The 23,562-nt window shown below is 64.5% G+C and carries 20 protein-coding genes and 1 riboswitch; of the genes, 9 read left to right on the top strand and 11 right to left on the bottom strand.

The features are described 5' to 3' along the window. Nucleotides 1–226 precede the first annotated feature (226 nt). The 4 genes from I7X09_RS24210 to cobG are packed head-to-tail and all read right to left on the bottom strand — an operon-like array spanning nucleotide 227 to nucleotide 3,885. Nucleotides 227–586: an HNH endonuclease gene (locus tag I7X09_RS24210; RefSeq protein WP_200314047.1), complete on the bottom strand. Its 360-nt coding sequence runs from the start codon at nucleotides 584–586 to the stop codon at nucleotides 227–229. Nucleotides 587–612: 26 nt separating this feature from the next. Then, entirely contained in the window at nucleotides 613–2,100 is a 1,488-nt protein-coding gene (cobJ, locus tag I7X09_RS24205; RefSeq protein WP_200314044.1) for a precorrin-3B C(17)-methyltransferase, read from the bottom strand. Then, complete coding sequence (locus I7X09_RS24200; protein WP_007729839.1) at nucleotides 2,097–2,723, bottom strand: precorrin-8X methylmutase; 627 nt, start codon at nucleotides 2,721–2,723, stop codon at nucleotides 2,097–2,099. The genes cobJ and I7X09_RS24200 overlap by 4 nt, the downstream gene beginning before the upstream one ends. A gap of 19 nt (nucleotides 2,724–2,742) precedes the next feature. Beyond that, on the bottom strand, nucleotides 2,743–3,885 hold the full coding sequence (gene cobG / locus I7X09_RS24195; protein ID WP_200314042.1) for a precorrin-3B synthase: 1,143 nt from the start codon (nucleotides 3,883–3,885) through the stop codon (nucleotides 2,743–2,745). A 51-nt stretch (nucleotides 3,886–3,936) separates the two neighbouring features. After that, nucleotides 3,937–4,069: riboswitch (cobalamin riboswitch) on the top strand. A 39-nt stretch (nucleotides 4,070–4,108) separates the two neighbouring features. Between cobG and cobN the strand changes: the two genes are divergently transcribed. Then, a complete protein-coding gene (cobN, locus tag I7X09_RS24190; RefSeq protein WP_200314040.1) occupies nucleotides 4,109–7,729 on the top strand; it encodes a cobaltochelatase subunit CobN in 3,621 nt (1,206 codons plus the stop codon). Between the two features lie 39 nt (nucleotides 7,730–7,768). On the opposite strand, the gene I7X09_RS24185 is transcribed toward cobN, so the two are convergent. Next, entirely contained in the window at nucleotides 7,769–9,409 is a 1,641-nt protein-coding gene (locus I7X09_RS24185) for a GMC oxidoreductase (protein WP_200314038.1), read from the bottom strand. 203 nt (nucleotides 9,410–9,612) lie between these two features. Between I7X09_RS24185 and I7X09_RS24180 the strand changes: the two genes are divergently transcribed. Next, entirely contained in the window at nucleotides 9,613–9,993 is a 381-nt protein-coding gene (locus I7X09_RS24180) for a PPOX class F420-dependent oxidoreductase (RefSeq protein WP_200314036.1), read from the top strand. Between the two features lie 7 nt (nucleotides 9,994–10,000). On the opposite strand, the gene I7X09_RS24175 is transcribed toward I7X09_RS24180, so the two are convergent. From I7X09_RS24175 to I7X09_RS24160, 4 genes are read right to left on the bottom strand one after another with little or no spacing between them, the layout of a single operon-like run. After that, on the bottom strand, nucleotides 10,001–10,906 hold the full coding sequence (locus tag I7X09_RS24175) for a TIGR01777 family oxidoreductase (RefSeq protein WP_200314034.1): 906 nt from the start codon (nucleotides 10,904–10,906) through the stop codon (nucleotides 10,001–10,003). Beyond that, nucleotides 10,906–12,267, bottom strand: coding sequence for a metallopeptidase TldD-related protein (locus I7X09_RS24170; protein ID WP_200314032.1), 1,362 nt, complete (start codon nucleotides 12,265–12,267; stop codon nucleotides 10,906–10,908). The genes I7X09_RS24175 and I7X09_RS24170 overlap by 1 nt, the downstream gene beginning before the upstream one ends. After that, nucleotides 12,264–13,784, bottom strand: a complete 1,521-nt coding sequence (locus tag I7X09_RS24165; protein WP_200314031.1) for a TldD/PmbA family protein — start codon at nucleotides 13,782–13,784, stop codon at nucleotides 12,264–12,266. The genes I7X09_RS24170 and I7X09_RS24165 overlap by 4 nt, the downstream gene beginning before the upstream one ends. Before the next feature lie 30 nt (nucleotides 13,785–13,814). Further along, nucleotides 13,815–14,582 (bottom strand): TSUP family transporter, encoded by a 768-nt coding sequence (locus I7X09_RS24160; protein ID WP_095970119.1) that lies wholly within the window; start codon nucleotides 14,580–14,582, stop codon nucleotides 13,815–13,817. A 38-nt stretch (nucleotides 14,583–14,620) separates the two neighbouring features. Between I7X09_RS24160 and I7X09_RS24155 the strand changes: the two genes are divergently transcribed. Next, the gene (locus tag I7X09_RS24155; RefSeq protein ID WP_200314029.1) at nucleotides 14,621–15,784 is read left to right on the top strand and encodes a sensor histidine kinase; all 1,164 of its coding nucleotides are present in this window, start codon (nucleotides 14,621–14,623) and stop codon (nucleotides 15,782–15,784) included. Nucleotides 15,785–15,841: 57 nt separating this feature from the next. Continuing rightward, nucleotides 15,842–16,501 carry a response regulator gene (locus tag I7X09_RS24150; protein ID WP_003945024.1) on the top strand — a complete coding sequence of 220 codons (660 nt, stop codon included), beginning with the start codon at nucleotides 15,842–15,844 and terminating at the stop codon, nucleotides 16,499–16,501. A gap of 37 nt (nucleotides 16,502–16,538) precedes the next feature. Here I7X09_RS24150 and I7X09_RS24145 read toward each other — a convergent pair whose 3' ends face one another. Further along, nucleotides 16,539–17,198, bottom strand: a complete 660-nt coding sequence (locus tag I7X09_RS24145) for a hypothetical protein (protein ID WP_095970261.1) — start codon at nucleotides 17,196–17,198, stop codon at nucleotides 16,539–16,541. 251 nt (nucleotides 17,199–17,449) lie between these two features. Between I7X09_RS24145 and I7X09_RS24140 the strand changes: the two genes are divergently transcribed. The 4 genes from I7X09_RS24140 (at nucleotide 17,450) to I7X09_RS24125 (ending at nucleotide 22,201) form a co-directional block, all read left to right on the top strand. After that, a complete protein-coding gene (locus tag I7X09_RS24140) occupies nucleotides 17,450–18,010 on the top strand; it encodes an FxsA family protein (RefSeq protein ID WP_095970121.1) in 561 nt (186 codons plus the stop codon). 12 nt (nucleotides 18,011–18,022) lie between these two features. Beyond that, nucleotides 18,023–19,657, top strand: a complete 1,635-nt coding sequence (locus tag I7X09_RS24135; RefSeq protein WP_200314027.1) for an amidohydrolase — start codon at nucleotides 18,023–18,025, stop codon at nucleotides 19,655–19,657. Nucleotides 19,658–19,694: 37 nt separating this feature from the next. Further along, on the top strand, nucleotides 19,695–21,263 hold the full coding sequence (lnt, locus tag I7X09_RS24130) for an apolipoprotein N-acyltransferase (protein ID WP_200318069.1): 1,569 nt from the start codon (nucleotides 19,695–19,697) through the stop codon (nucleotides 21,261–21,263). A 92-nt stretch (nucleotides 21,264–21,355) separates the two neighbouring features. Continuing rightward, nucleotides 21,356–22,201 carry a hypothetical protein gene (locus I7X09_RS24125; protein ID WP_200314025.1) on the top strand — a complete coding sequence of 282 codons (846 nt, stop codon included), beginning with the start codon at nucleotides 21,356–21,358 and terminating at the stop codon, nucleotides 22,199–22,201. Between the two features lie 331 nt (nucleotides 22,202–22,532). Here the strand turns inward: I7X09_RS24125 and I7X09_RS24120 are convergent, their stop codons facing one another. Next, nucleotides 22,533–22,871: an RNA polymerase-binding protein RbpA gene (locus tag I7X09_RS24120; RefSeq protein ID WP_003944971.1), complete on the bottom strand. Its 339-nt coding sequence runs from the start codon at nucleotides 22,869–22,871 to the stop codon at nucleotides 22,533–22,535. A 189-nt stretch (nucleotides 22,872–23,060) separates the two neighbouring features. Between I7X09_RS24120 and I7X09_RS24115 the strand changes: the two genes are divergently transcribed. Then, nucleotides 23,061–23,417 (top strand): hypothetical protein, encoded by a 357-nt coding sequence (locus I7X09_RS24115; RefSeq protein ID WP_166810175.1) that lies wholly within the window; start codon nucleotides 23,061–23,063, stop codon nucleotides 23,415–23,417. Nucleotides 23,418–23,562: the final 145 nt, after the last annotated feature.

The following is a 23,562-nucleotide window of genomic DNA, read 5'->3' as shown; positions in this document are numbered from 1 at the left end:
AACCGCCAGATAGATGATCGCTCGGTAACCCGATGCGCCTGGGTCAGCCGATACGTCACCAAGTAAGAGTCAGGCGCGATCCTGCTCAGCGTGGGTCCGATTTCGCGGAACCCCGGGTCGACGACCGCACCGAACTCGTCTCGTGACATTGCTACTCGCGTTCGGTGAAACAGAGGTTCGAACTCCATCAACTCGTCGAGAATCGGGCGTAACTCGTCCGGGGTCGTCACGACTGCTCCGAGAACTGAGCCCTCATCTCGATGCCGATCTCCGCGTGGCGCAGGAGGAAGGCCTTCTCGTCATACCCCTTGCGCCGCAACCAGAGAGTGACCTCGCTGTTGCATTTGCTCGCATTGCACGAGCGGCATGCCGGTGCGATGTTGTCGAGGGTGTAGCGCCCACCGCGGGAGATCGCCAGCACGCAGTCACGTTGCGGCGACTCGTCCGGCTCACCGCAGTACGCGCATCCACCCCAGGCGGCTTTGAGCGCGGACCATTGCTCGGTGGACAGGTCGTGCTCCACCAGATCCATTCGGCGTTTGCGCTTGCGCGCGTATCTGGCTTTCCGGGTCCGGTTGACGGGCATGACGCCATGCTATCGCTGCGTGGATGTCACTCCGGGTAGCGCCGCGGGGTGAACACCTGACGGCCCGAACCGGTTTCGACGACCGTCGTCATCGAGGAGCCGACGATCAGCAGAGTCCGCATGTCGATCTCGGAAGGCTCGAGCTCACCGAGGGGCACGACGCGAACGGATTCCTCGGCGCCGGCAACATCGCGCCCGATGACAACAGGAGTCTCGGGGGAGCGGTGCTCGAGCACGAGGTCCTTCATAGCCTGGACCTGCCACGTCCGGGACTTGGACGCCGGGTTGTAGACCGCAAACGCCATGTCCGCGGCTGCAACTGCCGAGATACGGCGCGCGACGACATCCCACGGCTTGAGGCGATCAGACAGCGAGAGCACCGCGTAGTCGTGCCCGAGGGGAGCGCCGACGCGACTGGCGACAGCGTTTGCCGCCGTCATACCGGGAAGGATGCGGACCGGGACGCCGCGCCACTGGTCTTCGGCGGCAACTTCGAGAACTGCTGCAGCCATGGCGAATACGCCGGGATCTCCCGACGAGACGACAGCTACACGGGCGCCGTTCTTCGCCAGGTCCAACGCCATTGCGGCGCGTTCGGCTTCGACGCGGTTGTCGCTGGAATGGCGCCGCTGGCCTGGACGCGTCGGCACTCGATCGACGTAGGGGCCGTAGCCGACGAGGTCGGTGGCCAACGAAAGCTCATGCGCCACTTCGGGTGTGGTCCACGCGGTGTCGCCCGGTCCGAGTCCGACCACGACCACCTCGCCGTGCGACTCGGCTGCGGGTCGAGGGTTGTTCGACGGGCTCGGAACGATGGCGATCGAGAAGTACGGAACTCCGTCGGGGTCGACCTCGGCAGCGGATTCGACGCGTTGACGTGTGGTGCTCGCGCGTTCGACGTAGTGCGCTTCGCCCAGGCGGCCGGAATCCTCGAGCGATTGCAGGACCGGCGGGAACGTGCGTCCGAGCTTGAGAATGGCTGCGGCGTCGGTTTCCTTAAGCCGCCTGGTCAGCTCGGCCTGCGGCAAGGTTCCGGGCAGGATCGTGAGGATTTCTTCACCCTCGACCAGCGGTTTTCCAAGGGCAGCAGACGCCGCGCTGACGGAGGTGACGCCGGGAATCACTTCGGCGTCGAAGCGATCGGCCAGCCTCTTGTGCATGTGCATGTAGGAGCTGTAGAAGAGCGGATCGCCGGCGGCGAGCAGCGCGACGGTTCGACCGGCCGTGAGGTGAGCTGCCAACCGCTCGGCAGCTGCTTCGTAGAATTCGTCCATCGCGCCCTGGTATCCACCGGGATGATCAACGGTCTCGGTGGTGACGGGGTAGACGAGGTGTTCTTCGATCTGGCCGTCGCGCATGTACGGCGCTGCAACTGCTCGGGAGATGCTCTTGCCGTGCCGCGCGGAGTGGAATGCGATCACATCGGCCTCGCCGATGACGCGGGCGGCCTTGACGGTCACCAATTCGGGATCGCCGGGGCCGATACCGACACCCCAGAGCTTGCCTGCGCTCATTCGACTTCGCTCGCAATCGCGTTGACGACGGCCGCAGTGATCGCGCTGCCACCGCGTCGGCCGCGGAGCACGAGATGATCGATCCCGCTGGCGTGTTCGATGAGGGCTTCCTTCGACTCGGCAGCGCCGATGAAGCCGACCGGGCCTCCGACGATGGCGGCCGGACGGGGCGCGCCGGCTTCGATGAGGTTCAGGAGATGGAACAGTGCGGTGGGTGCGTTTCCGATCGCGACAACAGCGCCCTCGAGCTTGGCTCCCCACAGTTCGAGAGCAGCTGCCGAACGAGTGTTGTCGATGGTCGACGCCAGCACGGGAACCCGCGGATCGCCGAGGGTGCAGATGACGTCGTTACCGGCGGGCAGACGCTTGCGCGTGATCCCGGCAGCCACCATCTGAGCGTCGCAGAAAATCGGCGCGCCGTCGCGCAGAGCGGCACGCGCAGCCGAGACGACACCGGGTGTGAAGGCGACGTCGTCGACGAGATCGACCTGGCCGCTTGCATGAATCATGCGCACTACAGCTTGCGAGACATCCGCCGGGAAACGGCTCAGGTCGGCTTCGGCCCGAATGGTGGCAAAGGACTGGCGATAGATTTCCGCGCCGTCACGGATGTACTCGATCATGTGCCACACGATAGAGGCATCACCGATCGGCCGGATTCACCCGGTAACCGTCACCCGTCGCAATCACATCCGCTACGTCCCCGCGGGGACGTCCGCAGCTGCGGTCGCACCCGGCCCAGTGCTGGCGCCCGACGACGGGCAGTTCTGCCTGCTCGACGGCGGTGATCGCGTCGGTGCGCACGTCGGCGAGCGACTTCTCGCATCCCGGGCTTCCGGTGCACGCGGTGACGTCGAGCCACGGAGAGTTCTCGTCGAAGATCAACCCCATCGGCGCCAACACCCGGACCACCTGTTCGGCAGCCCATTCGTCGAGGTCGAAGATATGCACCGATCGCCACGGCGTCACGACAACGGGTTTGTCGACGGCGGCGAGGAACTCGGCCAGCCGAGCGTCGAGCAGCCCGAATCGCAGGCCGCCGCCCAGGGCGACCGTTCCGTCTCGCTGCTCGAGCCAACCGATGGTGGGCCGTGCATCCGCCGTGAGATCTGCCGCACCGGTGGACTCGGCGCTCAGACCCAACTGCTCGAGGGTGCGCTCGATTCCGTCCGGAACTTCAGCCAGGCGCCAATGATTGTCGCGGACGTCGAGGAACGATCGAGCCGCCTCGAGGAGCAATTCGACGGCGTCGTCCGCCTGTACGAGGTGAGTGGTGTGGTGACCCGCGAGCACCAGTGAATGTTCGGTGGCACTGCGCGCGTGGAGTCCGAAATCGCCCCGTAGCCCGGTGATGTCTCCGCGCCCGTCGTCAAGGGTGAACAGGGTTCGCCCGGGCAGGCCCGCCAATGCCTGATCCGCTTGGATGGCGGAATCGAGCCGGTGGACCAGTTCGCGAATATCGGCGACGCCCCCGATACGGCCGGACAGTGGGGACGCGAGAATGTTGCGCACTCGCTCGTGCGTCGCGGACGGCAGCAGACCGGCCGAAGCGATTCGCGCTGCGAAGGCTTCGGGGTCCGAGACCGAGCGCAGTTGGACGTTGCCCCTCGAGGTGAGTTCCATCTGGCCGTTGCCCAGATCGCGCGCTGCGTCGGCGAGCGTCTGCAATTGGGCGGGGGTGAGGAGTCCGCCGGGTAGGCGCACGCGTGCCAGTGCGCCGTCGGCGGCGTGGTGAACTTGCAGTGCACCCGGGCACGCGTCTGGCTGTGAACGGTCCGTGGGCATGGCTCCAGGGTACGACCTGTCATGAGTGCCTTCTGCGGACCGGTAGCATCACCACCACCAGTGACGGCAGTTGAGGAAACCGGTGAAAGTCCGGTGCGGTCGCGCCACTGTGAGTGTTGCTCGAGCGGGACGCGTTTCCGCTCGGAAACACGAGTCAGACCCTCAACCGCCGTCGATGACAGATCTGTGCCACGGGGCGCGAAACCCCAGGAAGGCTTCACCCGTGATTCTTCTGCTCTCCACGTCCGACACCGATCTGCTGAGCGCCCGCGCCAGCCAGGAAGCCGGCGACGGAGTTTCCTACCGCTGGGCCAACCCCTCACGCTTGCTGGTCTCGGAAGACTTGCCGCCTTTGCTTGACGGCGTCGACCTCGTGATCGTTCGTATCCTCGGCAGCCGTCGCAGCTGGGAAGACGGCTTGGACATGGTCCTCGCCTCCGGACTCCCCGTAGTCGTCCTCGGTGGTGAGCATGCGCCGGACGCCGACCTCATGGAGTGCTCGACGGTCTCCGCCGGCGTTGCTGCCGAGGCCCACAATTACCTGGCCGAGGGTGGCGCGCAGAATCTGGCACAGCTGCACCACTTCCTTTCCGACACCGTTCTGCTCACCGGCCACGGTTTCGAGCCGCCGGCTCACCTGCCTTCCTGGGGAATCGCTGATTTCGCGCCCGACCTCGACTCGGCGACCGGTCCCGTCATCGCAGTTCTGTACTACCGTGCCCAGCATCTGGCCGGAAACACCCGGTACATCCAGGCGTTATGTGACGCCGTCGCCGAGGCCGGAGGCACCGCGCTCCCGATCTACTGCGCATCACTACGAACCGCAGAAGCCGAACTTCTGAGCACACTCCGCCGCGCCGACGCCATGGTCGTCACAGTTCTTGCTGCCGGCGGCACCAAGCCCGCGACCGCCTCCGCCGGTGGCGACGACGAAGCCTGGGACGTCGCTGCACTCGCTGCACTCGACGTCCCGATCCTGCAGGGCCTGTGCCTGACCAGTAGCCGCGCCACCTGGGACGAGAACGACGACGGACTGTCGCCTCTCGACGTCGCGACGCAGGTGGCGGTGCCGGAATTCGACGGTCGCATCATCACCGTCCCGTTCTCCTTCAAGGAAATCGACTCCGACGGGCTGTCCACGTACGTCCCCGACGTCGAGCGCGCTGCCCGTGTCGCCGGTATCGCGGTCCGCCATGGCAAGCTGCGCCACATTCCCACCACCGAGCGTCGCGTTGCACTCATGCTCTCGGCCTACCCGACCAAGCACGCTCGTATCGGCAACGCCGTCGGCCTCGATACTCCGGCCAGCGCAATCGACCTTCTCACTGAAATGCGTTCTGCCGGTTACGACCTCGGACCCATCGACGGTCCTGACGCAGTACCCGGCCTGGCGGCGAAGGACGGCGACGCGCTGATCCACGCCCTGATCGCGGCCGGTGGCCAGGATCCCGACTGGCTCACCGCCGAGCAGCTCGAGGGCAATCCGATCCGAATCTCGGCAGCGAAGTACCGCGAATGGTTCGCCACCCTGCCCGAAGAGTTGCGCAGCGGAGTCGAGGAACACTGGGGCACAGCGCCCGGCGAGCTGTACGTCGACCGCTCGCAGGATCCGGACGGCGAAATCGTCATCGCGGCACTGCGATTCAACAACATCGTCCTCATGGTCCAGCCGCCCCGCGGGTTCGGTGAGAAGCCCGTCGCGATCTACCACGACCCGGATCTGCCGCCGAGCCATCATTACCTCGCGGCCTACCGCTGGATCGCCGCGACACCGGACAACGGCGGATTCGGCGCCGACGCCGTCGTTCACCTCGGTAAGCACGGCAACCTCGAATGGTTGCCGGGCAAGACGCTCGGCATGTCCAGCAACTGCGGCACCGACGCAGCCCTGGGTGACCTGCCGCTGATTTACCCGTTCCTGGTCAACGACCCGGGCGAGGGAACACAGGCCAAGCGGCGTGCTCACGCGACGCTCGTCGATCACCTGATCCCGCCGATGGCCCGCGCCGAAAGTTACGGCGACATCTCCCGCCTCGAGCAGCTGCTCGACGAACACTCCAACATCTCCGCACTCGACCCGTCCAAGCTCCCGGCCATTCGCCAGCAGATCTGGACGCTGATGCGGGCGGCCAAGATGGACCACGACCTCGGCCTCGCCGAGCGGCCCGAAGAAGACGTGTTCGACGACATGCTCCTGCACGTCGACGGTTGGCTGTGCGAAATCAAGGACGTCCAGATCCGCGACGGTCTGCACATTCTCGGCCGCGCGCCCGAGGGCGACGCCGAAATCGAACTGGTTCTCGCCATGCTGCGTGCCCGTCAGATGTGGGGCGGCGAACAGAGCGTCCCTGGTTTGCGTGAAGCACTCGGGCTCAGCGAAGACGGCGACGAGTCGCGCAGCCGTGTCGACGACGTCGAGGAAAAGGCGCACGCTCTGGTTCGCGGCATGTACGAGGCCGACTGGAACCCCGCTGCCGCCGAGGACCTCAGCGACGACGAGACCGTCGTGAAGATCCTGCAGTTCGCGGCCACCGAAGTCGTTCCGCGTCTGCGGCAGACGGACAACGAGATCAAGCAGGTCCTGCACGCGCTCGACGGCGGATTCATCGCCGCCGGCCCGAGCGGGTCACCGCTGCGCGGCCTGATCAACGTTCTTCCCACCGGTCGTAACTTCTACTCCGTCGACCCCAAGGCAGTTCCTTCACGCCTGGCGTGGGAGACCGGTCAGGCGATGGCCGAGTCGCTCGCCGCTCGCTATCTCGCCGATCACGGCGAGTACCCGCGCTCGGTGGGTCTGTCGGTGTGGGGAACCGCCGCGATGCGTACCTCCGGCGACGACATCGCCGAAGTGTTCGCGCTCCTCGGTGTTCGCCCTGTCTGGGACGAGGCAAGCCGACGCGTCGTCAACCTCGAAGTCATCGATCTCGAAGAACTCGGCCGCCCGCGCATCGACGTCACCGTCCGCATCTCCGGATTCTTCCGTGACGCATTCCCGCATGTGCTCGCACTGCTCGACGACGCCGTTCAGCTGGTCGCGGCACTGGACGAGACGGACGAGCAGAACTACGTGCGCGCCCACGCACAGGCTGACCTGGCCGAGCACGGCGACGCCAGGCGTGCGACCACCCGTATCTTCGGTTCGAAACCTGGAACCTACGGCGCCGGCCTGCTGCAACTCATCGACTCCAAGACCTGGCGCGGTGACGACGACCTCGCCGAGGTGTACACCAACTGGGGCGGCTTCGCGTACGGACGTGGGCTCGACGGAATCCCGGCAGCCGACGACATGCGCAGTGCATACCGTCGAATCAACGTGGCGGCCAAGAACACCGACACGCGTGAGCACGACATCGCCGATTCGGACGACTACTTCCAGTACCACGGCGGCATGGTTGCCACCGTGCGCGCGCTGACCGGAAAGTCGCCCGAGGCATATATCGGCGACAGCACTCGGCCGGAATCGGTTCGCACACGCACACTTTCGGAAGAGACCGCACGTGTCTTCCGGGCGCGCGTGGTCAATCCCCGCTGGCTCGACGCGATGCGCCGTCATGGGTACAAGGGTGCCTTCGAGATGGCAGCCACGGTCGACTACCTCTTCGGGTACGACGCCACCACCAACGTGGTCGCGGACTGGATGTACGAAAAGCTCGCCGAGACCTACGTTCTGGACGAGCAGAACCAGAAGTTCATGACGCAATCCAATCCGTGGGCCTTGCACGGAATCGCCGAGCGGCTCCTCGAAGCCGCCGAGCGCAACATGTGGGAGCACCCCGAGCAGAAGACACTCGACGGCTTGCGTCAGGTGTACCTCGAAACCGAAGGCGAACTCGAGGGGGAGTAAACCTCGAGCATTACCGGCAGGTCCGGGCGCTGACGTGTTTCAGCGTCCGGACTTGATGATCTGAGCGATGTTCCGCTCCGCCAGAGCAGTGATGGTCAGTGACGGATTGACGGTGCCGGTGCTGCCCGGAATGGCAGCGCCGTCCATCACGTACAGGCCGTCGTAGCCCTTGACTCGCCCGTAGCCGTCAGTGGCCTTGCCCAGAACCGCACCGCCGAGGGGATGCGCGGTGAACGAGGAATTGACGTCTTTCGCGAACGGCAGGGCGGACGGCAGCGTGGTGCCGGCGAAGGCCATCTTGTTCTGGACGGCGCGCAGGGCCTCGACGGTGGCGTCGTTGCCGTTCTTCGGCCAGTTCAGCACCACCCGATCGGAGCCGCCGTCATAGGCGAAGTCGGCGCGTTGCGGGTCGAGAGTCATACCCAGGGTTCCGAGCATGCCGATGTTGACGGGTAGGCCGGGGACGTACCAATTTTCGAGGGAGAGTGGCATTCCCGACTCGTCGACGATGCGTGATGCCGACGGTGCCGCTTGCGCAGTGCCGTCACTGAAGCCGAACGAGCGCACCATCCCGGCGTCGCCGTTCGTTCCCCAGCCTTTGCCGACGTGTTCGTTGAGGTTCGGCAGTGCGCCGGTCGCCTGGGCACGTACCAGCAGCTCGGACGTGCCGATCGAGCCTGCGCCGAGGAACAGACGGTCACAGGTGAGTGTCTTCCGGGCCAGAACGGCACCCGTCGGATCCGTCGATTCGACATCGACGGCGTAACGTCCATTCCGTTCGCGACTGATCGCGAGCACCTGATGCCCGTAACAGACGGTGGCTCGTCCGGTGGCTTCGGCGGCCGGAATGTAGTTCTGCGTGAGGTCGAACTTCGCGCCGTTGGAGTTACCCATGTTGCTGTCACCGACAGTGGCCGAGGCTCGGGTTCGGCCGTCGAGTTCTGAGCGCACCACGTCCCAGTTCCAGATCCCGTCGATGCGTTGCGGATCGAAGCCGGCACGACGAGCGTCCTGATCCCAACGACGGGAGTGGCCGAAGTTCGGGGTTTGGTAGATGTCTTCGGGCAACGGGCTCAGACGCAACATCTGGCGCACCTTGGGGTACCAGGTGGACGCCATCTCGTCGTAGTCGAGGGAATTGCCGAAGACTGCATCGAAGAATCGGCGCTCAGGCGCAATCATCACGCCGGTGAAGATGATGGAACCACCGCCGACGGCAGCGCCGCGCCAGACCGAGATGTGTTCGTAGTCGGTGGCATCGAGGACGCCGCTGAAGTAGTCGCACACCACCGGGAGTCCGGTGAGGTTGGTGAACGATGTGCGCCGGAACACTCCGCGGCCGTCGGCCAGCATGTCGGAGGTGTGAATCTCCCGCTGCGGATCGTGCGGCCAGCGAAGTCCGCGCTCGAGGATCGTGACCTGCGTGCCGCTCTGCGCCAACCGGAGAGCGGTGGCGCTGGCGCCGAAACCCGAACCGACGACTATGGCCTCGGAATGGTCCGGGGGAGTAGGCGAGGGTGCGAACAACTCGGGGACGAGTGCGCGGTAGTGATCGGCACCCATCGGTAGCTCACGCAGAGGTGCGGGGGCGGCGTGGCTGATCGAGGTCGACATGAGTGGTGTCGCGGCTGCAACGGCTGCGCCCATCCCGGCCGCTTTGAAAAAGTCACGACGCTGCATGTGTTTGTTCGACTCCCCAGTTCGACGATTTGCCTCAGAATAACTCGAGGTGGAGTTTGTGGACGAAACGACGTCTTCAATTCCTCAGGAAACCGGATAAAACGTGCATAAGTGGCATTTTTCAGCCGAGGTTGAGCGGTCGCCAGATAGTCGCGGAAGTTGGTCTGTGTTCAGCGGGAGGCACTCACACCTATCCTCGAGGAGTGAACCCCGACTTCAAGCGTGTCTCCGAGGCCAAATACGTCCTACTCACGACCTTCCGCAAGGACGGAACGCCGGTGGCGACTCCGCTCTGGGCCGCACCGGACGGCGACAAGCTCCTGATGTGGACCGTCACAGATTCCTACAAGGTCAAGCGCATCAGGCGAAACCCGTCAGTCACCGTGGCTGCGTGTGACGCTCGGGGAAATCCGAAGGGTAAACCGGTTGCCGCCGTCGCCGAGATCCTCGACGGACCGGGCACCGATCATGCTCGCGACGCGATCGCGCGTCGCTACGGAATCCTGGGCTGGATCACCATGAAAGGCAGTCTCCTGCGCCGCGGCAAGACCGGAACGATCGGACTTGCCATCACTGCAGCCTGACCGCGCATCAGTTGCCGAGCAGATCGTCCAACGCTGAATCGAACCGCGGATAGGTGAACGAGAAGCCGTTGTCCGCCAACACTTTCGACACGGCATGACGACCCGTCAGGCCCAGGGCAGCGTCACTGCGCAAAAGGAACGCGCCGATTCTGACCATGAATGCGGGCGTCGGCGGCGCAGGTGGGCGATGAAGGTGCTTGCGCAGCCCGGCCATCAGTTCTGAGTTTCGGACGGGATCCGGAGCAGTCGCGATGACCACGCCCGAGGCAGCTGAATCGGGTTCCAGGGCCCACCGCACGATCGACAGCCAGTCGTCGATGTGAATCCAACTGGTCCATTGACTACCCGAGGCCACGCGTCCACCCAGCCCGAGACGCACGAGCAACAGGAGTCGCTCGAGCGCCGGTGTGCCCTTCTCCAACACGACGCTGGTTCGCAGGATCACCACTCGTGACGTGTTTGCTCCCTCGACCGCTGCCTCCCAGTCCTTTGCGACGTCGGTCATCTGAGGCGGCCCGTCAGCGAGAGGAGAAGCCTCGTCCAATCGGGTCTCACCCGCATCGCCGTAGATTGCGAGCGTGCTCGCCTGGATCCACACCGGAACAGGGTTCGCCAGTAGTTTCGACGCTTCGACCAGCGCGCGCGTCGGATCGACTCGGGAGCTGGTGAGCAATGCGATGTTTGCCGGGGTGGGTCGGCGATCGACCAACTCGCCGGCAAGGTTGATCACCGCGGCGCCGTCGAGTTCTCCTGCCCAGTCGCCTACCGTGACGCCGTCCCACTGAACCTGCCTGTGCCGACCGGGTTTCGGTGACCGAGTCAGAACCACGACGTCATACCCACGGTCGGCGAGATCGTCGCTGATCCGGCGGCCGAGAGCGCCGGTGCCGCCGGCGATCACGACCTTCGCCATCACTGCGCCTGACTGACCGAGGACATGTGGAAATCGGGAATGCGCATCGGCGGCATCGCTGTCCGAGTGAACCAGTCTTTCCACTCGCGCGGGAGTGTGATCTCGGTGCGTCCAGCCTCGGTGACCCGCCGCAGCAGATCGAGCGGGCTCTCGTTGAAACGGAAGTTGTTGACGGCGCCGACGATCTTGCCGTCCTCGATCAAATACACCCCGTCACGGGTAAGTCCGGTCAACAGCAGCGTCGTCGGATCCACCTCACGGATGTACCAGAGGGTTGTGAGCAGTAGACCCTTCTCGGTACCTGCGATCATGTCCTCGATCGAGGTGTCGTCACCACCGGTCAGGATGAGATTGTCGCCGGGAACTGCGACAGGTCGACCGAATTCTCGTGCAGCGTGGCGTGGGTACGCCAGCGCATTGACAACCCCGTCTCGGACCCAGTCGACGGGTTCGATCTCCATACCGTTGTCGAACAGTGAGACGGATTCGCTCGACGACGTCGTGATCACGAACGGCGCGGACTGCAAGCCCTCGGCGCCGGGGTCGGAGGTCAGCGTGAGTGGCAAGGCACCCAGTTTCTCACCGATCCGCGTGCCGCCTGTGGAGGAAAGTGCGGTGTGCCCCTCTTCGGCGCCGCGACCCTCCATGGTCCACATCAGATAGATCATCAGGTCCGCCACAGCCGACGGCGGAAGAATCGTCTCGTAGCGGCCGGCAGGCAGGCTGACGGAATTGCCCGCCCAGTCGAGTCGAGTGGTTAATTGCGACAACAGGTTCGGTATCGAGATATCGCTGAAATCGACGGTCCCCGATCCGACCCAAGCGCTGGCGTCGCCGCGCTTACCGTTGATCTCCACGGAGCCGGTCGCTTGAGCCGTTCTGCGTCGCACGCCCGTCGAAGATCCGAGCCAAGCGGTGTGCATCTGGTGGTGGGCGAACCCGAACAGCTGGTCACCGCCGTCGAAGGCCGTGGACAGGTCGGCAGCCAACTGCGCGAAGACACCGATGTCGGTCAGGGCGGGCGGCAGGTCCCAGTCGGTCTCGGCCGCCGACTGGGTGATCAGGTCGGACGCGTCGTCGGCGGGAGTGGCTGTGCGCGCAGCTTGTTCGCTTGCCGTCACGAGTGCAGAAATCTGCTCCGGATCGACACTGCTGGAACTGACAGTGCCCACCTTCGCGATGTCTCCCTCGCGCACGATCGAGATCACCGTCCACGTCCGGGACAGCGACACTCCGTTGGTGGTCATCGAATTGTTGGCCCACCGCAGCGACGCCTCACTCGCATCGGTCACGATCACCAACGATTCGTCTACCGTCCTCGCGGCCAATGCACGCTCGACGACTTGCTGCGGATCGATCACTGCTGAGCCTCCGAACGAGTGTTGAGGATGTTGACTCCGCGGAACAGAGCGGACGGGCAGCCGTGGCTGACCGCCGCAACCTGGCCGGGTTGCGCCTTGCCGCAGTTGAATGCGCCTTGCAGGCGCCAGGTCGACTCACCGCCGACGGCTTCCATCGAGCCCCAGAAGTCCGTCGTCGTCGCCTGATATGCCACGTCACGCACCTGGCCGTCGAGCTTTCCGTCGCGGATCTTGAAGAACCGCTGACCGGTGAACTGGAAGTTGTAGCGCTGCATGTCGATCGACCAGGACTTGTCTCCGACGACGTAGATGCCGTTCTCGACGCGCGAGATCAGGTCTGCGGTCGAGGTGTCCGTATGAGGATCGGGGGAGAGCGAGACGTTGGCCATACGCTGGATGGGAACGTGATGTGCGGAGTCGGCATACGAGCAACCGTTGGAACGCGTCAGTCCCAGTCTCGGCGCGAACACTCGATCGAGTTGATATCCGACCAGTGTTCCGTCGGCGACCAGATCCCACCGTTGTGAGGCGACTCCGTCGTCGTCGAATCCGACGCTGGCCAGGCCGTGCTCTTCGTTACGATCGGCGGTCACGTGCATGAGTGGCGTTCCGTATTTCAGCGTTCCCAGCTTGTCCGGCGTCGCGAACGACGTACCCGCGTAAGCCGCTTCGTAGCCGATTGCGCGGTCGTATTCGGTGGCGTGCCCGATGGATTCGTGGATCGTGAGCCACAGATTGGTCGGATCGATCACGAGATCGGTCGGACCCGCTTCGACGGTCGGTGCCTTCGTCTTCTCGGCCAGCCACTCCGGGATCTGCGCGAGCTCGTCACCCCAGTTCCACGTGCTTTCCGCTCCGAGGTACTCCCATCCGCGCCCTACCGGCGGCGCCAAGGTACGCATCGATTCGAAGCTGCCGGCAGACTTGTCGACGGCAGTCGCCTCGAACTCGGGGTGCAGACGCACGCGTTGCTGGGTGATCGACGAACCGGCCAGATCCGCGTAGTAAGTCTGCTCCTTGACCTGGAGGACACTCGCCGTGACGTGGTCCACGCCGTCAGCGGCTTGAAGCCGTCCGGAGTAGTCGACCAGCAGGGCTACCTTGTCGGCCGTCGGCACCGCGAAGGGATCTTCGAGATACGGGGACACCCACGTCGCGTCGGCGTAGACGGGCTCGTCGGCGAGGGTGACCGGATCCCGATTGAGCGAGCGCAATGCCTTCGCGACCTCGACCGCTTGGCGTGCCAGCGCAGCCGCGACGTCAGGGGACACCTCGGCGTGCGAGGCGAATCCCCACGTGCCGTCGACGATCACACGGACGGCGACCCCGATCTCGTCTCCGTCGGAAACCGCCTGAACTACGCCGTCGCGCAAGCGGATCGACTGTGTGAGCACGCGGTGGACACGAACATCGGCGTGCTGGGCGCCGGCTGTTCTCGCTGCCGACAGCGCCGCATCAGCGACGGCTCGCAGCGGGAGGGCGAGGAAATCTGCATCGACATCTCGGGTGACGGTCACGCACACGACGCTAGTCGACGACCGCTGATCTCAGCCGAACTGCTGCCATCCGAGGCGAATCACCATGGCGATCACGACAACCAACAGCGTGATCCGGACGAACCCGGATCCCTTGCTCAACGCCATCCGCGAACCGATGACCGCGCCGAGAACGTTGCAGACTGCCATCGCCAAACCCAAACTCCACCAGACATGTCCGGTGACGGCGAAGTACGCGAGCGCGCCGAAATTGGAGCCGAGATTGATCACCTTCGCCATCGCTGCGCTCCGAACGAATTCGGTTCCGAGGAAGGTGGCGAAGCTGATGATGAGGAACGTGCCCGTGCCGGGTCCGAGCAGCCCGTCGTAGAGGCCGATGAGCCCGGCGGAGAGCAGCAGGACGAGGACGGTCTTGCGCTGCGTCGGACGATGAGTGGCGATCGTGGTCCCCAGCGTCGGACGCAGTGTCACGAAGACGGCGACAGCGACGAGGACCACCATCACGATCGGAATGAAGTACTTCTTGTCGATCAGTGAAACGGCCGCCGCTCCGCACGCGGCCGTCACCGCAGCCAACGCGGCTGCCGGCGCCATCTGCCGCCACTCCATCGGGATTCGACGCGAGAACGTGTACACCGCGGCACTTGTCCCGGTGAACGCCGTGAGTTTGTTGGTGGCCAGCGCCGCTTGCGGGGTCAATTGCGGGGCGACCAGAAAGAGCGCGGGCAACAGAATCAATCCGCCTCCGCCGACGACGGCGTCCACCCAACCCGCCGCCGTCGCTGCCGTCATCAGCAGTCCCCAATCAGCAATATCCACGGCGGTGACTCTTTCACAGCTGTGACACTCTTGAGCACATGCGGAGGTTCAGCCTGTGGCTGCGAGGAAAGCCGATGATCGCGGACAGCGCTCTGGCGCTCGTGTTCTTCGCGCTCGAAGTTGTCACGTTCGTCAGCTCGCCCCGCGAGGAGAGATGGCCTCAGCTCGTCGTCGGGTTTCTGATCTGTCTGCCGGTCGTGTGGCGCCGCAAGTTTCCGCGCACCTCGGCAGCGTCCATCTTGTCCATGTCGTACTTCGCAACCCTGGTGATGTGGGCGACGGGGGATCCGGCTGCGGAACATCCAGGCCTGCTGGCTCTCGGGGTCTCGCTCTACACCCTGGTTGCCTATGTCGATCGACGTACCGGGGCGATCTTCGCCTGCTTCCTGGCCCTGGACATGACTCTCTCGTTGCTCGTGATCCGCGAAGACGTGATCCTCACGATCATCATCGCGACACTGCTGTATGCACTCGCCTGGATCACCGCCGAGTTCTTGAGCGCGCGCCGCGCCTACGACGAGGAAGTGGCCGCCAGACTCGAAGTGGCCGAGTACGAACGGGATCGACGCGCCGAGGACGCGGTGGCCACGGAAAGAACCCGAATCGCCCGCGAACTCCACGACGTCGTCGCCCACGCGGTCAGTGTGATGATCGTGCAAGCAGATGGCGCCTCGTACGCGGTCGATTCCAATCCGGCGTTGACCAAGAAGGCGCTCGGCAACATCTCCAGCACCGGACGCGACGCCCTTGCCGAGCTTCGTCGTACCGTCTCCCTTCTGCGCACCGAGGTCAGCAGCGACGCGATGCCGCAACACGGAACTGCCGGTATCGCCAAGGTCGTCGAGATGATGCGTGCCGCGGGGCTCGGCGTGCGCCTCGAGCTGACCGGTGAACTCGACGACGTCAGTCCGTCGGTCAGCCTGGGCATTCACCGCCTCGTCCAGGAATCGCTGACCAATGTTCTCCGGCACGCCGGCGCAAACCCGAAGGCCCGAGTCACTGTGCGCCGCACCGAGACCGAGGTACTGCTCGAGGTCGTAGACAACGGAACGTCGAGTTCGACCTTCGCGCACGGCTCGGGCAACGGACTGGTGGGCATGCGTGAGCGGGTGGCGGTACTGCACGGAACGCTCGAGACCGGACGACGCCCCGACGGCAGTTGGCGTGTGTATGCAGAGCTGCCGCTCGAGATCCACGATTGATACCGGCCGGGATCAATCGCGTTGGCACCGACGTCTCTGGCCCGATAGGTTTACGCCGTGCCCATCACCGTGCTGCTAGTCGACGACCAGGAACTCATGCGGATGGGCCTGAACATGGTGCTCGAAGCACATGAGGACATCTCGGTCATCGGCGAGGCCGGTGACGGAGCCGCGGCGGTCGCCGCGGCGGTGGCGCTGAAGCCTGACGTCGTGTTGATGGACGTGCGGATGCCGATTGTCGACGGAGTGAAAGCGACGGAGCAGATTCTCGCGTCCGGGATCGAATCCAGGGTCCTGGTGATGACGACGTTCGACCTGGACGAACACGCGCTCGGCGCCCTGCGCGCCGGAGCCAGCGGGTTTCTTCTCAAGGACACCCCGCCCGAGGATCTGGTGTCGGCCATCCGCAGCGTGGCGGCCGGTGACGCGGTTGTTTCCCCGAAGGTGACTCGTCGGCTGCTGTCGAGATTCATCGTCGACGGGCCGGCACCGCGACGCGATCCGGTGGTCCTCGACGTCCTCACCGAACGCGAACGCGAAGTCCTCGGACACGTCGCCACGGGACTGTCCAACATCGAGATCGCACAGCAGCTGTACCTGTCCGAATCGACGATCAAATCGCACGTCGGACGGATTCTCACCAAACTCGACCTGCGTGATCGTGTGCAGGCGGTGGTGCTGGCCTACGAGACCGGACTGGTGACTCCGGGCGCGTAGGCCGGCCGCCGGTCAGGCCGCGAGCGCTTGGCTCTGCTCAGGCATCGAATGCGCCCACTGTGGGCAGCACGATGCAGGTCTTACCGTCCGCGTAGTCGACGTTGCCGAACAGGGCGGCAAACACCTTGCCGTCACCGGTGTCGACAACCTTCGAGAGCAACGGCGTATCGAGTACCGGCAACTTCTCGTCCAACGGAACGATGCCACCCTTGAACGTGCCGATGTTGATCCAGGCGACACTCAACCCTGAGGTCTTGGGAATGCCCACGTAACCCGGGATTGCCTGGAACCGAAGGTGGTCGGCCTCGACCCACGGCGGCAACGGGAAGTTCGGACCGGCCTGTGCGGAGCTGAGGGTGACGGTGACGGGTTCACCGGCCACGCCACACCCGACCGTCGGCGCGGGGTACATGAACGACTGCGGCTTCGTGACGCCGATGTCCGGCAGATCGAGGGCGGCCGTGATCTGATCAGCGCCTGCCGTGCCGATCAACTGCTGAACAGCAGCAGAGGCTTCGGGCGAGATGGCTGCGGCCTGCGCGATCAGTGCGGCAATCCCTTCGGGTACTACCGGTTCTGCGGCCGCGGTTCCCGCGCTGATCATCGCGCTGCCGGCGGTGAGTGCCACGACGGCGGCAGTGCCGGCGATGGCAGCGGGAATGCGTCGGGCGAGTGTCTTGCCGGGGAGTCGGCTCATGTCGGGCTCCTTCATTTCATGAGGCCGGGAAATGCGGCCCGAAGTGACTTGACCATGCGCAGAGTCTCAACGTCAACTTGAGGTTTAGAATCGTTAGCGGAGCGTTAGTTAACGCCAGGCAAGTCGCACGTGAGCGACGGGAGGCCCGTGTGACTCACGGCACCCCACTGTTTTTGCCCCTCTGCGTCGCTGTCGGGAGAAAAACCGGCCCCCCGAGCGTTGAACGAATAGACCGTCTGAAAGGGGACGTCATGATCGCCGCCGTATTCCTCCTCTACGTGATCGTCGAGATCGCAGCCTTGGTCATCGTGGGCAACGCCATCGGTGTCGCCTGGACAGTGCTGCTGTTTCTCGCCGGTTCGCTTGTCGGATTGATCCTCATGCGTTCGCAGTGGCGACGAGTCATGGACGGCTTCCGCAAGGCCACGCGAGGTGAGGGGTCGCCGTCACTGGCGGTCGCCGACGGCGCCTTGGTGGCTGCGGGTTCCGCCTTGATGTTCGTGCCCGGACTCGTGACTTCCGTTCTGGGACTTCTCCTTCTGATTCCACCGACCCGCTGGGCGCTCCGCCCACTGGCGGTCCTCTTGGCAGGCAAGCGCGCAGCAGCATTTGCCGCCGGCGGTGACGCCTTCGCCGGAACCGTCGGCTATGCGTCACGCATGCGCGGAAACGGCGAGGTGATCGACGGAGAGATCATCGTCGAGACACCCGAAACCACCGAGTACGTCGCCAGCAACGGCAAGGAACTGGTCCTCGAGGGTGAGATTCTGGACACGGATACACCCACCCGTTCGCGGGGGCCGCAGTACTAACAGGCAGACTGGGTGCTCGTGACTACTCGTCTGCTGGTCAACGGCCGGATCTACAGTTCATTTGCACCTGATGCGACCTCGATCGCCATCACCGACGGCACCGTCGTGTGGGTCGGCGACGAGCGCGCCGGACGGGCGTTGCATCCCGCCGCGGAGGTCGAAGACCTGGGCGGTGCGTTTGTCACTCCGGGATTCGTCGACACCCACGTCCACATCACTGCACTGGGCCTCAATCTCGTCGGTCTGGATCTCGTGGGCGCGAACTCACTGGACGAATGCCTCTCGCGAGTACGAACATTCGCAGCGGCAAACCCCGAAACCGCCCATCCCGACGCAGTCATCTGGGGACACGGTTGGGACGACACCGAGTGGGCCGATCAGACGCCGCCGTCGACCGAAGATCTCGACGCGGCGGCCCCTGGCCGCAAGGTGTACCTCTCGCGGATCGATGTTCACTCGGCCGCTTGCTCGAGCGCATTGCGCGACGGGATCTCCGGCCTCGCCGAGACTGCCGGATACTCGGCCGACGGCCCGTTGACCTTCGACGCACACCACCTCGCGCGCAATGCCGCTCGGAACCTGCTGACCGAAGATCAGCGCGCGTCTGCCCGCACCGCGGCGCTCGATCTGTGCGCCTCCCGCGGGATCGTTGCCGTGCACGAGTGCGGAGGACCGGACATCTCGGGATTGACCGACTTCCAGGAACTGCTGGCCCACGACCACGGCGTGGAGGTTCGGGGCTATTGGGGTGAGCGCGTAGACAGCGAGTCGGATGCTCGGGCACTCCTCGACAAAACCGGAGCGCACGGACTCGGCGGGGATCTCTTCATCGACGGCTCGCTCGGTTCGCATACCGCTTGGTTGCTCGAACCCTATGCAGACCAACCAGATTCGACGGGTAATGCTTATCTCGACGTCGACGCGATCGCCGCACACATCCGGGCCTGCACGCTTGCAGGAGTCCAGGCCGGGTTCCACGCCATCGGTGACGGCGCCGTCTCGTCGGCAGCTGCCGCGTTCCGCAAGGTCGCCGACGAACTGGGTGGCCCCAAGGTCGCTGCGCTGGGTCACCGTCTCGAGCACGCGGAAATGATGTCGATGGCCGACGCGGAGACCTTCGCGGCGTTGGGCGTCATTGCGAGCGTCCAACCGGTGTTCGACGCACTGTGGGGTGGCACCGACGGTCTGTACGCCACACGCCTGGGAGTCGACCGCGCAGCAGCGTTGAATCCGTTCGCACCCGCTGCCGGTAAGGGTGTCTCGCTCGCATTCAGCTCTGATGCCCCGGTCACCCCCATCGAGCCGTGGGCGATGCTGCGCGCCGCTGTCCAGCACCGCACCGACGGAAGTGGAATCTCGCCGCGTGCGGCCTTCTCCGCGGCAACACGCGGAGCCTGGCGCGCGGGCGGAGTGCGGGACGGCGCAGCGGGAACCCTCAATCCGGGCGCACCGGCCTCCTACGTGTTGTGGGAGGCAGGCGAACTCGAAGTGAGCGCACCGGCCGATTCGGTTCAGCGATGGTCTACCGATCCGCGCTCGCGAGTACCCGCTCTGCCGAGGTTGGCGGAAGATGCGCCGATTCCGGTCTGCATCAAGTCGGTTCATCGTGGACGCGTTGTCTATCAGCGCGGCGCGACGAGTGAGTGAGGCCGGCGCCCAGGCGCCCGTCGGTGACCGCTCACGCGTGAATGCGGTGCTCACCGGTTCCGCCTGGCTACGTTCGCTGTACGCAGCCGCAGGTGGATTCCTGATCTTCGCCGGATTCCCACCCCGCCCCCTGTGGTTTCTGGCGCCAGTCGGGATCGCTCTTCTGACATGCGTGTTGACGAACTTCGGTCGTGGCGGACTGCGCCTTCGTGCCGGATTCGGTTACGGGTATCTGGCCGGTCTCGGTTTCCTGGTGCCGTTGCTTCCGTGGATCGGTGTGTTCGTGGGCGCGGTCCCGTGGATCGCGTTGGCTGCCGTGGAGTCGTTGTTCATCGGACTGTTCGGGTTGCTTGCGGTCCTGGTGGCGAGATTGCCGTGGGCACCGTTGTGGATTGCCGCGACCTGGACGCTCACCGAGTGGCTTCGTTCCAGCGTTCCTTTCGGTGGATTTCCCTGGGGCAGGCTCGCATTCGGCCAATCCGAAGGGTGGCTCCTCCCACTCGCGAGTGTCGGCGGTGCGCCGCTGCTCAGCTTCGCGGTGGCCCTGACCGGTACCGGCTTGGCAGCAGTTGCCGTCGCTGTCGCGGCCAAACGATGGGACCGCGGATTCTTCGGAGCTGTTGCCGCCGTACTCGTGCCCGTGATCGTTGCTCTTGTGATGTCGCCGTTCCTGTCCACCATGGATTCCGGAGACCGAACGATCACCGTCGCCGCCATTCAGGGAAGCGTTCCGCGGTTGGGCTTGGACTTCAATTCGCAACGCAAGCAGGTCCTCGACAACCACGTCACCGAAACCGTGAAACTTGCTGCCGAGGTCGACGCAGGCCGCGTCGATCAGCCTGACGTCGTGATCTGGCCGGAGAACGCCTCGGACATCGACCCCCTGCGGAACGCCGATGCCGCGGCCGACATCACCCGAGCCTCCGAAGCCATCGGAGCGCCGATTCTTGTCGGCACCGTACTCGTGAATGCCGATCGTACGACCACCAATTCGGTGATCGTGTGGGACGGCGCCAACGGTCCTCAGGAACAGCACGACAAGAAGATCATTCAGCCGTTCGGCGAATACCTGCCCTACCGAAGCTTCTTCCGGAACTTCTCCTCGTACGCCGATCGCGCGGGTAATTTCGTACCCGGCGAGGGCAACGGCGTCGTCCACGCAGCGGGTGTGCCGATCGGCGTCGCGACCTGCTACGAGGTGGCGTTCGACCGAGCGTTCCAGGAATCGGTGCGCAACGGTGCGCAAGTGCTGGCGGTACCGACCAACAACGCCACCTTCGGGGACACCGAGATGACGTATCAACAGCTGGCAATGTCTCGTGTGCGGGCAGTCGAGCACGGCCGCGCCGTCGTTGTCGCCGCAACCAGTGGTGTCAGTGCCATCATCGGTCCCGATGGTGCAGTGACTTCGCAGACCGACCTGTTCGTGCCGGCGGCACTGGTGGCGAAGGTGCCACTCTCGACCAGCTCCACTCTCGCCACTCGAGTAGGCCCGGCGCCGGAGATCGTGCTCGGCATCATCGCGGTCGGCGCGATTGCCATGGCCGTGGTAGCCCGGCGCCGAGATCAGGCTGAGCAATCACCCGAGGAGACTGCGGCAGTCTGAGCCGAGCAACGGATATCGGGCACTCGATGTTCCGAGGGGCACCTACGCGGGTACTCGCTGTGCCACCCGTTCCTGCGTAAAGGCGGCCTCCTGTGACCGAGCCAGACAAGACTGAGCCAGACAAGGCCCAGCCTGAGAAGACCGAGCCCCAGACTGCAGTTCGCAAGACCAGTGTCGTCGACGCGGTTCTGCAGTCACCTCTCGCCGGCCTGTCACCGTGGATCCTGCTGTCTTTGCTCTCCGGGCCGGGAAGGTTCGAGGAATCCGCGGCCGCTGCGCTCGGGTTGTCGCTGCTGATCTTGGCGGCCAGTCACCGGCGCGGCGGTACCGTGAAGCTGTTGGAGGTCTTCGACGTCGTGTTCTTCGGCGTTCTGGCATCCATCGGGCTCCTCGCGTCGGCGAACACGATTCGGTGGTTCGAACTCTGGGGCGGGGAACTGACCAACATCGCACTGGTGGTCTTTGCGTTCGGGTCGATCCTGCTTCGTAATCCGTTTACGTTGCAGTACGCGAAAGAGTCGACGCCCGAAGAGTATTGGACGACGCCACTGTTCTTGCGCATCAACTACGTCATCACGGCAGTGTGGGCTCTCGCCTTCACCTGGTCGGCTGCGGTGGGCCTGTTCGGAGATGCACGGCTGCACGACGGTGACAACTTCTGGACCGGATGGATTCTGCAGTTGCTCGGAACGTTCTTCGCGATCTCGTTCACCGAGTGGTATCCCGAGTACGCGCCGAACAAGGCTGCTCAGGCGCAGGGTCGCGAAACCGAACCCCCGCAGTCGATTTTCAGGCTGTTCGACTTTCTGCCGGTGTTCGTAGCCGTGACCGGTATTGCGGGGCTGGTAACCGACTCGGTGTCCGTGACCGCGGGCGTCACGTTGATTCTGGTCGGCGTATTCGGGCATCTGGCGATGCGAAGGTTCACCGTCGACTAGTCCGCGAACATTCGGGGCAGTCGAATTCGGACGCCGCTCGACAGCTGGAAGTTTGGTGTGTCGCAGGGTGGGGGATACAGCTCACACTGGTGCACGAAGCAGTGCCGATGGTTCTCCAGCGCGAATCCAGGATTTGCGCACTGTCGGCCCGTGAGTGCGCCTGGATGCTGAATGACGCTGTGCTGAAACATTTTTCACTACGGCGAGGCATCCCGGAGTTGCCACGTCGAAGAAGGGCCGAAGTATGACGTCGACTTGTGAACGATCACTCCCCGAAGAACGAGAAAGACCGCCCGGTGTAGAACCGGACGGTCTTGATCGAAGTGCTAGTTCATGCGCCGCGACGCTTGGCCTTCAGCAAATCGAGACGCTCTTTGAGGAGCTCTTCGAGTTCCTCGACCGAGCGACGCTCGAGCAGCATGTCCCAGTGGGTGCGGGGAGGCTTGACCTTCTTGGCTTCGGGAGCAGTTCCCTCCATGAGGGTGCCTTCGAGTCCGTTACGGCACAACCAGGTGCCGGGGATCTCGGCTTCGTCCGCGAACGGGATGTCGAAGATCTCGCCGTTCTCGCACTTGTACTTGGCCATACGACGGGGCGCGAGGTCATGGTCACGGTCGGTCTCGTAGCTCACAGCTCCGAGACGGCTACCTCGAAGTACGCGATCTGCCATGGTGGTGTCCTCTCTTCGTTCGTCACCGCTGGTGGGCGCCCTGACTTGGGGAGTAGACGCTCACACTCATCTACAACGCCACGAGCACCCGATTGGTTCCCGTGTGGCGAGAAGACGCAACCTCTCCATCTTACCGGGTGCCGTGCGCGTTCATCGAAGGCGTCCGAATCTCGAGTACAGTGTCGACTCATGGCTGAAAGCACACGCGTCGGATCACCGCAGACTGCGCGTTCCGGAAATCCGTGTGCGTGGTGTGGCCGCGAGGTTGCGGTCACGGGAGTGGGTCGACGACGCCGGTACTGCAGCCAGTCCTGTCGCCAGCGCGCATACGAGCAGCGCAACGCCGTCAAGGGCACGTCCATCCCGGCTGATGCCGTCATCTTGACCGCAATCGAGGCTGTCGAACTGGTGGATCGGATGTTCGAGGTTCGCTGCGCCGCCGAAGATGTAGCGACAGCTGTCGCCGAGGGCGCCCAGAGTTCCGAGCTCACGCAGTTATGTGAACGGTTGACCGAACTTGCCCGTGAAGCCGAACGTTTCCGGTGAAGCAGGTGTGGGCAACCGGTTTCTAGCCTTGCGTCGAGCACTGCAGCACTGCGGTGCTCCTGACGCCTGACGACGACAAATTTTGATCCTGAGTTCGGACCTTCGGGGAGGTTCGGACTTCGAAGCGACCCTTCGTCGAGGTCGA

Origin of the sequence: Rhodococcus sp. P-2 (assembly GCF_016598535.1) — a bacterium.
GTDB lineage: Bacteria > Actinomycetota > Actinomycetes > Mycobacteriales > Mycobacteriaceae > Rhodococcus_F > Rhodococcus_F baikonurensis.
This window is presented reverse-complemented; position numbering and strand designations above follow the sequence as displayed.

Coding starts and splice junctions, on each gene's coding strand:
- I7X09_RS24210 (WP_200314047.1), bottom strand. CDS start 586: ATGCCCGTCAACCGGACCCGGAAAGCCAGATACGCGCGCAAGCGCAAA.
- cobJ (WP_200314044.1), bottom strand. CDS start 2,100: ATGAGCGCAGGCAAGCTCTGGGGTGTCGGTATCGGCCCCGGCGATCCC.
- I7X09_RS24200 (WP_007729839.1), bottom strand. CDS start 2,723: ATGATCGAGTACATCCGTGACGGCGCGGAAATCTATCGCCAGTCCTTT.
- cobG (WP_200314042.1), bottom strand. CDS start 3,885: ATGCCCACGGACCGTTCACAGCCAGACGCGTGCCCGGGTGCACTGCAA.
- I7X09_RS24185 (WP_200314038.1), bottom strand. CDS start 9,409: ATGCAGCGTCGTGACTTTTTCAAAGCGGCCGGGATGGGCGCAGCCGTT.
- I7X09_RS24175 (WP_200314034.1), bottom strand. CDS start 10,906: ATGGCGAAGGTCGTGATCGCCGGCGGCACCGGCGCTCTCGGCCGCCGG.
- I7X09_RS24155 (WP_200314029.1), top strand. CDS start 14,621: ATGCGGAGGTTCAGCCTGTGGCTGCGAGGAAAGCCGATGATCGCGGAC.
- I7X09_RS24145 (WP_095970261.1), bottom strand. CDS start 17,198: ATGAGCCGACTCCCCGGCAAGACACTCGCCCGACGCATTCCCGCTGCC.
- I7X09_RS24140 (WP_095970121.1), top strand. CDS start 17,450: ATGATCGCCGCCGTATTCCTCCTCTACGTGATCGTCGAGATCGCAGCC.
- I7X09_RS24120 (WP_003944971.1), bottom strand. CDS start 22,871: ATGGCAGATCGCGTACTTCGAGGTAGCCGTCTCGGAGCTGTGAGCTAC.
- I7X09_RS24115 (WP_166810175.1), top strand. CDS start 23,061: ATGGCTGAAAGCACACGCGTCGGATCACCGCAGACTGCGCGTTCCGGA.